This window comes from Amycolatopsis sp. NPDC058340 (genome assembly GCF_042723975.1).
Lineage (GTDB): Bacteria > Actinomycetota > Actinomycetes > Mycobacteriales > Pseudonocardiaceae > Amycolatopsis.
Genome location: NZ_JBHXIB010000008.1, coordinates 151,551 through 159,304 on the forward strand (window position 1 = coordinate 151,551; position 7,754 = coordinate 159,304).

General features: G+C 69.7%; 8 protein-coding genes. 2 read left to right on the plus strand and 6 right to left on the minus strand.

Going from position 1 to position 7,754, the window contains the following annotated elements; all coding sequences use genetic code 11:
• Nucleotides 1–29 precede the first annotated feature (29 nt).
• Complete coding sequence (locus tag ACFWIW_RS13310) at nucleotides 30–998, minus strand: threonine/serine dehydratase (protein WP_378368664.1); 969 nt, start codon at nucleotides 996–998, stop codon at nucleotides 30–32.
• A gap of 70 nt (nucleotides 999–1,068) precedes the next feature.
• Between ACFWIW_RS13310 and ACFWIW_RS13315 the strand changes: the two genes are divergently transcribed.
• Nucleotides 1,069–1,548 (plus strand): Lrp/AsnC family transcriptional regulator, encoded by a 480-nt coding sequence (locus tag ACFWIW_RS13315; RefSeq protein ID WP_378368665.1) that lies wholly within the window; start codon nucleotides 1,069–1,071, stop codon nucleotides 1,546–1,548.
• Here the strand turns inward: ACFWIW_RS13315 and ACFWIW_RS13320 are convergent.
• The 4 genes from ACFWIW_RS13320 to ACFWIW_RS13335 all read right to left on the minus strand — a co-directional run bounded on the left by ACFWIW_RS13320 (nucleotide 1,526) and on the right by ACFWIW_RS13335 (nucleotide 5,647).
• A complete protein-coding gene (locus ACFWIW_RS13320) occupies nucleotides 1,526–2,638 on the minus strand; it encodes an XdhC family protein (protein WP_378368666.1) in 1,113 nt (370 codons plus the stop codon). The genes ACFWIW_RS13315 and ACFWIW_RS13320 overlap by 23 nt on opposite strands.
• Nucleotides 2,631–3,731 (minus strand): VWA domain-containing protein, encoded by a 1,101-nt coding sequence (locus ACFWIW_RS13325; protein WP_378368667.1) that lies wholly within the window; start codon nucleotides 3,729–3,731, stop codon nucleotides 2,631–2,633. Before ACFWIW_RS13325 ends, ACFWIW_RS13320 begins: the two co-directional genes overlap by 8 nt.
• Nucleotides 3,732–3,811: 80 nt before the next feature.
• Nucleotides 3,812–5,023 (minus strand): FAD-dependent oxidoreductase, encoded by a 1,212-nt coding sequence (locus ACFWIW_RS13330; protein ID WP_378368668.1) that lies wholly within the window; start codon nucleotides 5,021–5,023, stop codon nucleotides 3,812–3,814.
• 57 nt (nucleotides 5,024–5,080) lie between these two features.
• Nucleotides 5,081–5,647, minus strand: coding sequence for a TetR/AcrR family transcriptional regulator (locus ACFWIW_RS13335; protein WP_378368669.1), 567 nt, complete (start codon nucleotides 5,645–5,647; stop codon nucleotides 5,081–5,083).
• Nucleotides 5,648–5,742: 95 nt separating this feature from the next.
• Here ACFWIW_RS13335 and ACFWIW_RS13340 point away from each other — a divergent pair, with 95 nt between their 5' ends.
• The gene (locus tag ACFWIW_RS13340) at nucleotides 5,743–6,762 is read left to right on the plus strand and encodes an aldo/keto reductase (protein WP_378368747.1); all 1,020 of its coding nucleotides are present in this window, start codon (nucleotides 5,743–5,745) and stop codon (nucleotides 6,760–6,762) included.
• Between the two features lie 4 nt (nucleotides 6,763–6,766).
• Here ACFWIW_RS13340 and ACFWIW_RS13345 read toward each other — a convergent pair whose 3' ends face one another.
• Nucleotides 6,767–7,639, minus strand: a complete 873-nt coding sequence (locus ACFWIW_RS13345; protein WP_378368670.1) for an AAA family ATPase — start codon at nucleotides 7,637–7,639, stop codon at nucleotides 6,767–6,769.
• Nucleotides 7,640–7,754 lie beyond the last annotated feature (115 nt).

The following is a 7,754-nucleotide window of genomic DNA, read 5'->3' on the forward strand; positions in this document are numbered from 1 at the left end:
GGGGCAACAACACACCCCCGCGGGGGGGATCAAACCCAACTGTTTGGCGCAATACTATCTAACAACCATCCTTGCCACTCACGAGGCCAGGTGGCGTTCGCACCGGTGATCACGGTGGCGACGCGGTCACCCGGGATGCCGTGCACGGTCAGCGCGGCCAGGCCGGCGGCGCCGGCGGGTTCGGGCAGGACGCCGAGGGTTTCCGCGCCCAGCCGCATGGCCGCCCGCAGATCGTCGTCCTCGACCAGGACGAAGTCGTCCACGAGCGACCGCATCCGCCGGACCGACTCGGGCTCCGGGGTGCGGATCGAAATCCCGCCGGCGAACCAGTTGGCCCGGTCGACGGTGACCGGCTCGCCCGCCAGCCAGCTCTTCGCCATGGCGGGCGCCGACGTGGTTCCGACACCGACGATCCGGACGTCCGGGATATGCGCCTTGAGCCAGAGCGCGACGCCGGCGATCAGCGCGCCGTCCCCGACCGGGAGCACGACCGTGTCGATCTCGCCCGCCTCCGCCAGTTCCAGGCCGATCGTGCCCGCCCCTTCGGAGATCGCGGGTTCACGTCCGTCGACCACGAAGACCCGGTCCGGGGCTTCCGCGGCGAAGGCGGACGCGGCGTCCTTCGCCTCCCCCTCGACCCGGCGCACCCGCGCGCCCAGTGTCTTCATCCGCCGCAGCTTGACCGGGGAGATCCCGGCCGGGACGAACACTTCGGCCCGCAGACCCCGCTTCCGGGCGGCGAACGCGACGGCCTGCCCGAAGTTGCCACTGGTCGCGCACACCATCGTGGTGCCCGGCTCCAGTCCGGCGGCGAAGTAGTCCGCGCCGCGGCCTTTGAAACTGCGCAACGGATTCAGCGTTTCGACCTTCACCAGCACGTGCCGCCCGAGCCGGTCGTTCAGCTGTTCGTCGCTGTACTGCGGGGAGTTGAGGAAAACGGGATCGATCACCTTCGCCGCCTCGGCGACGTGGTCCAGCTGCAGGTCGATGTCGGTCATGAGGCCCAAGCTAGGCCGGAAGCCGATCATGCCGATTGTAAATTTTCCCGCCCGCGTGCAAAAATCTTGCGTGCCTCTCGACGAGATCGACCATCTGCTGCTCGACCTCGTCCAGGCCGACGCCACCCGCCCCCTGCACGACTTGGGCGACGCCGTCGGCCTCTCCCCCAGCGCGGTCCAGCGGCGGCTGACCCGTTTGCGGGCCGCGGGGGTGATCCGCGCCGAGGTCGCCGTCCTCGATCCGGAGACGCTCGGCGCGGGGATGACGTCGGTCGTCCTGGTCGCCCTGATCGACGACGACGAAAGGCACCACACGGGCTTCCGCGAGCGCATGCTGGCCGAGCCCCGTGTCCAGCACTGCTACAGCATCGTCGGGCAGTGGGACTACGTCGTCGTCCTGCTCACCCCGGATCTCAAGGCGAACCGGCACCTGTCGAGACGGCTGTTCGACAAGCACGTCAAACGATTCGAAACCCTGCCCGCCTTCGAGGTGATCAAGTCGAGCCAGGCGGTGCCGGTGCCCGGCGTCAGCCGTGGATCCGGCCGCTGAGCTCGGCGAGCCGCGATCCCGAGCCGCTCCAGCGCAGCGCGATGATCTCCGCCGCGATCGACACCGCGGTCTCCTCCGGGGTCCGCGCGCCGAGATCGAGACCGATCGGCGAAGACAGCCGTTCGAGCTCCGCCTCGGTGACCCCGGCTTCGCGCAGCCGCGCGAACCGGTCGTCGTGGGTCTTGCGCGAGCCCATCGCGCCGACGTAACCGACGTCGAGGCGCAACGCGACCTCCAGCAGCGGCACGTCGAACTTCGGGTCGTGGGTGAGCACGGCGATCGCGGTACGGCCGTCGACCCGGCCCGCGTCGGCTTCCGCCTTGAGGTAACGATGCGGCCAGTCGACGACGACCTCGTGCGCGTCGGGGAAGCGGCTCTTCGTCGCGAACACGGGCCGCGCGTCGCAGACCGTGACCTGGTAGCCGAGGTACGCGCCCATCTTCGCCATCGCGGCCGCGAAGTCGATCGCGCCGAAGACCAGCAGGCGCGCGGGCGGCTCGAAGGAGTTGACGAAGACCGTCATGCCCTCGCCGCGGCGCTGCCCGTCCGGCCCGTAGTGCAGGGTGCCGGTGCGGCCGCCGGCGAGCATGCCGCGCGCGTCGTCGACGACCGCGTCGTCCATCCGCGACGAACCGAGCGAACCGGCGACGCGATCCGGCCAGACGATCAGATGCTCGCCGACCATGCCCTCCCGGTCGTGCTCGATCACCGTGACCACGGCGACCGGCTGTCCACTGTGGACAGATTCGACGACGTCGCCGAGCTCCGGCATCGACTCGCGGTCGACGTGCTGGACGTAGATGTCGATGATCCCGCCGCAGGTCAGCCCGACGGCGAACGCGTCGTCGTCGGAGACGCCGTAGCGCTGCAGCACGGGTGCGCGTTCGGCGACCACCTGCCGCGCGAGTTCGTAGACGGCGCCCTCGACACAGCCGCCGGAGACGCTGCCGGTGACCGTGCCGTCCGGGGCGACGAGCATCGCCGCGCCGGGGCTCCGCGGCGCCGACGAGAACGTCGCCACCACCGTGCCGACCCCCACCGTCTCGCCTGCCGCCCAGCGGCGGTGCAATTCGTCCAGTACGTCACGCATCGGCGATCTCCACCAGAAGTCGTTCCAATGTGGCCAAACTGTGCCCGGCGAGCAGCCGATCGAGGTACGGGAGCGCGGCCACGATGCCGGACTGCACGGGAGCGTAACCAGCGCGCCCCGCGTGCGGATTCACCCAGAATACGACGTGCGCGAGCCGCCGCAGCCTGGCGAGCTGCTCGCCGAGCAGGGCGGTGTCTCCCCGTTCCCAGCCGTCGGAGAACACGGTGACCACGGATCGCCTGGCCACACCCCGTTGTCCCCACCGGTCGAGGAACGCCCGGAGGGTCTCGCCGAGCCGGGTCCCGCCCGCGAAATCGGGGACCGCGGCGGCCGCGGCGAGCATCGCGTGCTCCGGATCGCGCAGCCGGAGCTGGCGGGAGACCCTGGTGAGCCGGGTGCCCAGCGTGAACACCTCGACCCGGCCGGGAGCGCGCCGGGCGACGACATGCGCGAACCGCAGCAGCGCGTCGGCGTACGGCCCCATCGAGCCGGAAACGTCGATCAGGAGGACGAGGCGGCGTGGTTTGGTGCTCCGCCGCCGATACGCCAGGCGTACGGGCTCGCCGCCTCCGGCCAGCATCGCCCGGAGCGTGCGCGACGGGTCGAGAGCGCCCCGGCGGGCGGCCCGACGGCGCGGCGACGACCGTGGCGGGAGCGCCGGGCGCAGCTTCGCGAGCAGTTCCCGCAGGTGGGCGCGTTCGGCGACGCTCAGTTCGGCGAGGTCTCGGTGTCGCAGGATCTCTTCCTCGCTCGCCGCCACGCGGAGTTCGTCGGGCTCCGCGCCGGATTCGCCCTGGCCCGCGTGCGCGAGCGTCGCGATCCTGGCGCGCTTCGGAGCCGCCTCGCGGCCTCGCCGCCGTGGTCCGGCTTCCTGTTCGGTGAACCAGCCGTCGAACGCGGCGTCGTAGCGCGGGATGTCGTCGGGGTCCGCGCACAGCGTCAGCCGTCCGGCCCAGTACAGCTGTTCCGGATCGGCCAGGTCGATCGCGCCGACGGCGTCGAGATACGCCCGCACCCGGTGCGCGTCGCACGGCAGACCGGCTTCGCGCAATGCCTCCGCGAAGCCGACGAAGCCCGCCAGTGGATCGCTCACCCCTCCATTGTGCGCGCGTTTCGTCCTCTGGATGCGGTTCTTGCGCGTGCAAGGACCGCATCCAGAGGACGAAACGCGGGTCAGCGGCGGGCGAAGGCCGGGGTCTTCTCGCGCAGGGGGCCTACGCCGCCCAAGAAGGCCGCGAGGGCGGTGAGCTGCGGGAACCGGTCCGACATCCGGAGGATCAGGGGGACGGTGCGCTCGTTCAGCGTCCCGTCGAGGGCGGGCTCGATGAGCATCTTGTGCTCCCCCAGTTGCTGCGTCTGGATCAGGGTGACGGCGAAGTTCCGGCGGCGCTGTACCCGGCCCAGGTCCCGCGCGGTCAGCGTGCCGCGCAGCAGCGGGGCGGCGAGGATCCTCGCGGCCGCCACGGCGTCCTGGATCGCGACGTTGACGCCCATCCCGCCGGCGGGCGACATCGCGTGCGCGGCGTCACCGATGCAGAGCACCCGCTCGGAGTACCAGTGCGGGAGCTTGGACATCCGGACCTTCAGCAGTTTGACGTCGTCCCAATCGCGGATCTCGGCGAGTTCGCGCTCTCCCCAGCCGAACAGGCCGCCGATCCGTTCGCGGAACTTCTCGATGCCCTCGGCACGCAGCGCCTCGTCCTGTCCCTTCCTGATCAGGTACGAAGTCTGGTAGTAGTCGCCGCGGTCCATCGTCATCCCGGCGAGGCCGTTCGCGAAACAACCGAAGACCTCGGCCGTTTCACCCGTCTCCTCGAATTTGGGCACGCGGACCCACCACACGTCCATCGGCACGTCGTACTCGTCCGGTACGAGCCCCGCTTCCGCGCGCACCAGGGAATCCCGGCCGTCGCAGCCGACCACGAGCGTCGCGGCCAAGTCCCGTTCCACGCCTTCGGAATCGCGGTAACGCACCCCGCCGCCCTCGCGGAGACCGATCACCTCCGCCCCCATCCGCAGGGTGAACGCCGGTTCGGCGGCGGCCGCTTCGGCGAGCAGGTTCAGAAAATCCCACTGCGGGACCATCGCGATGTACTTGTGCGGCCCGGGGATCCGGCTGAAATCGGCGGCGACGATCGTCGCGTCGCCGATCAGCATCCGCATCTTCTCCAGCCGTTTCGACGGGAGTTCCGCGAACCGGTCACCGAGCCCGAGTTCGTCGAGCAGCATCAACGTCGGCGGATGCACCGTGTCACCGCGGAAATCGCGGAAGAAGTCCTTGTGCTTTTCGAGAACGGTGACCTCGACCCCGGCCCTGGCCAACAGGAGTCCGAGCACCATCCCCGCCGGACCGCCCCCCACCACACAACACCGTGTACGTTCCATATCCGAGTTGTAGCGCCCCCGTCGGGCGGTCGCCACGTATTCGGCTCCGAAGAGGACCTAGGTCCTGAGGCCGGCGATGAGGACCTCGACCATCTTGCGCGCGTTGTAGCGCGGATCGCTTTCGGCGCCGATGCAGAGGTTTCCGACGCCGCGCATGACTTCGAGCGCCTCCAGGTCGGAGCGGATCTCGCCCGCCTCCGCCGCCGCGTCGAGCAAGCGGGCGCACACCGGCAGGAGGGTGTCGAGGAAGTAGGTGTGCAACGTCTCGAATCCGGCGTTGTCCGACTGCAGCACCGCCGCCAGACCGTGTTTGGTGACCAGGAAATCGACGAACAGGTCGATCCAGCGCTTCACCGCCTCGTACGGGGAATCGCTCGACGCGAGCAGTTCCGGTCCGGCTTCGGCGCACGCGTCGACCTGGTGCCGGTAGACGGCGATGATCAGGTCGGCCCTGGTCGGGAAATGCCGGTAGATCGTGCCCATCCCGACGCCGGCCTTGGCCGCGATGTCGCGGACCGGCGCCTCGACGCCCGAGGTGACGAAGACTGCCGCGGCGGCGTCGAGCAAGGTCTTCTCGTTGCGGCGGGCGTCGGCGCGTTTGGCCTTCGTGCCCTCGTCACTCATCACGCGCTCCTCCCGAGGTTGCCAAACGGAACAGTGCTCCGTATCGTTAGCGGAGCAACGTTCCGCTTGCTTATCTTGCCATGGAGGACATCGTCATGCAGTACCGCACCTTGGGCAGGACCGGTGTCCAGGTCAGCACTCTCGCGCTGGGCGCGATGAACTTCGGCGCGATCGGGCGCACCACCCAGGACGAGGCCACCGCCATCGTCGACGCCGCGCTGGCGGGCGGCGTCAATCTCATCGACACCGCCGACATGTACAGCGCCGGCGAGTCGGAGAAGATGGTCGGGAAGGCCATCGCCGGCCGCCGCGAAGACATCGTGCTCGCCACGAAGGCGAGCATGCCGATGGGCGAGGAGCGCAACCACCAGGGCGCCTCACGTCGCTGGCTGGTCACCGAACTGGACAACAGCCTGCGCCGCCTCGGGGTCGACCACGTCGATCTCTACCAGGTCCATCGCTGGGACCCGAGGACCAGCGACGAGGAAACCCTTTCCGCGCTGACGGATCTGCGGCGGGCGGGGAAGATCCGCTACTTCGGTTCGTCGACCTTCCCCGCGTATCGCATCGTGCAGGCGCAGTGGGCCGCTCGCGAACACCGGCTGGGCCGGTACGTCACGGAGCAGCCGAGCTACTCGATCCTGCAGCGCGGGATCGAAACGCATGTGCTGCCGGTGACCGAGGAGCACGGGATGGGTGTGCTGGCGTGGAGCCCGCTCGCGTCCGGCTGGCTGTCCGGCGCGGTCCGGGAAGGACGCGAGATCGGCACGAACCGCTCGGCCGTCCTGCCACAGCGTTTCGACCTGACCCGGCAGGCCAACCGGACGCGGCTGGAGGCGGTCGAACGGCTGGTCAAGGTCGCCGATCAGGCCGGGCTGAGCCTGATCCAGCTCGCGCTCGGCTTCGTCGTCGCGCATCCGGGGGTGACGAGCGCGATCATCGGGCCCCGCACGCTGGAGCACCTCGAGTCGCAGCTCGCCGCGGCGGACACGGTGCTGCCGTCCGACGTACTCGACGCGATCGACGAGATCGTCGCCCCGGGCACCGACCTCGCCCCGGAGGAGAAACACGACACCCCGCCCGCGCTGCTCGACGCGTCGCTGCGGCGCCGCTGACCCCTCAGGCGAGCAGTTTGTCCAGTTTGGCCCGGACCCGGTCCAGGTCTTCGCTGTACTTGAGCACCGAACCGAGGGTGCGGGCGGCGGCCGCGGCGTCCAATTCGGACATCCCGAGCGCGAGGAGCGCCTGAGCCCAGTCCAGGGATTCCGCCACCCCGGGCGGTTTCAGCAACTCCATCGCGCGGAGCCGGTGCACCGCGGTCGCGACCTGGGCCGCCAGCGCCTCGCCGAGACGCGGGATTTTGCGGCGCAGGATCTCGACCTCGCGGCCCAGGTCGGGATGTTCGAGCCAGTGATAGAGACAGCGGCGCTTCAGCGCGTCGTGCACCTCCCTCGTCCGGTTGGAGGTGAGCACCACGAGCGGCGGATGCTCGGCGCGCACCTCGCCGAACTCGGGGATCGTCACCGCGTTCTCGTCGAGGAGTTGCAGAAGGAAGGCTTCGAACTCGTCGTCGGCCCGGTCGATCTCGTCGACCAGCAGGACACACGGCGCGGTCTGCAACGCCTTCAGCAGCGGCCGGGAGAGCAGGAAACGTTCGGTGTAGAGGGACTGTTCGGCGGCCTCGACGTCGAGGCCGCCGTCACCGGCGGCTTCCAGCGCCCGCAGATGCAGCAGCTGACGGGGGAAGTCCCATTCGTACAGTGCCTGCGCCGCGTCGATCCCCTCGTGACACTGGAGCCGGATGAGCGGCAGGTCGAGCGCTTCGGCCAGTCCCAGTGCGAGCGAGGTCTTGCCGGTACCCGGTTCGCCCTCGCAGAACAACGGGCGGCCGAGCGCCACGGCGAGGAACCCGGCCGTGGCGATGCCGTCGTCGGCGAGATAGCCGACCGTTTCGAGGGCTTCGGCCAGTTTCTCGGGCGATTCGACGGTCACTCGCCGATGGTAAGCCTCAGCGGGCCGGAGATCAGCCCGGCTGGACGATGTCGCGAAAGCCACTTTCGCAACCTTCAACGTCGCGAAAGTGGCTTTCGCGACGTCCGTCGGCAGT

Bases quoted from the DNA above. Each gene is read 5' to 3' on its own strand.
- ACFWIW_RS13310 (WP_378368664.1), bottom strand. From the start codon at position 998: ATGACCGACATCGACCTGCAGCTGGACCACGTCGCCGAGGCGGCGAAG.
- ACFWIW_RS13340 (WP_378368747.1), top strand. From the start codon at position 5,743: ATGCAGTACCGCACCTTGGGCAGGACCGGTGTCCAGGTCAGCACTCTC.
- ACFWIW_RS13330 (WP_378368668.1), bottom strand. From the start codon at position 5,023: ATGGAACGTACACGGTGTTGTGTGGTGGGGGGCGGTCCGGCGGGGATG.
- ACFWIW_RS13335 (WP_378368669.1), bottom strand. From the start codon at position 5,647: ATGAGTGACGAGGGCACGAAGGCCAAACGCGCCGACGCCCGCCGCAAC.
- ACFWIW_RS13320 (WP_378368666.1), bottom strand. From the start codon at position 2,638: ATGCGTGACGTACTGGACGAATTGCACCGCCGCTGGGCGGCAGGCGAG.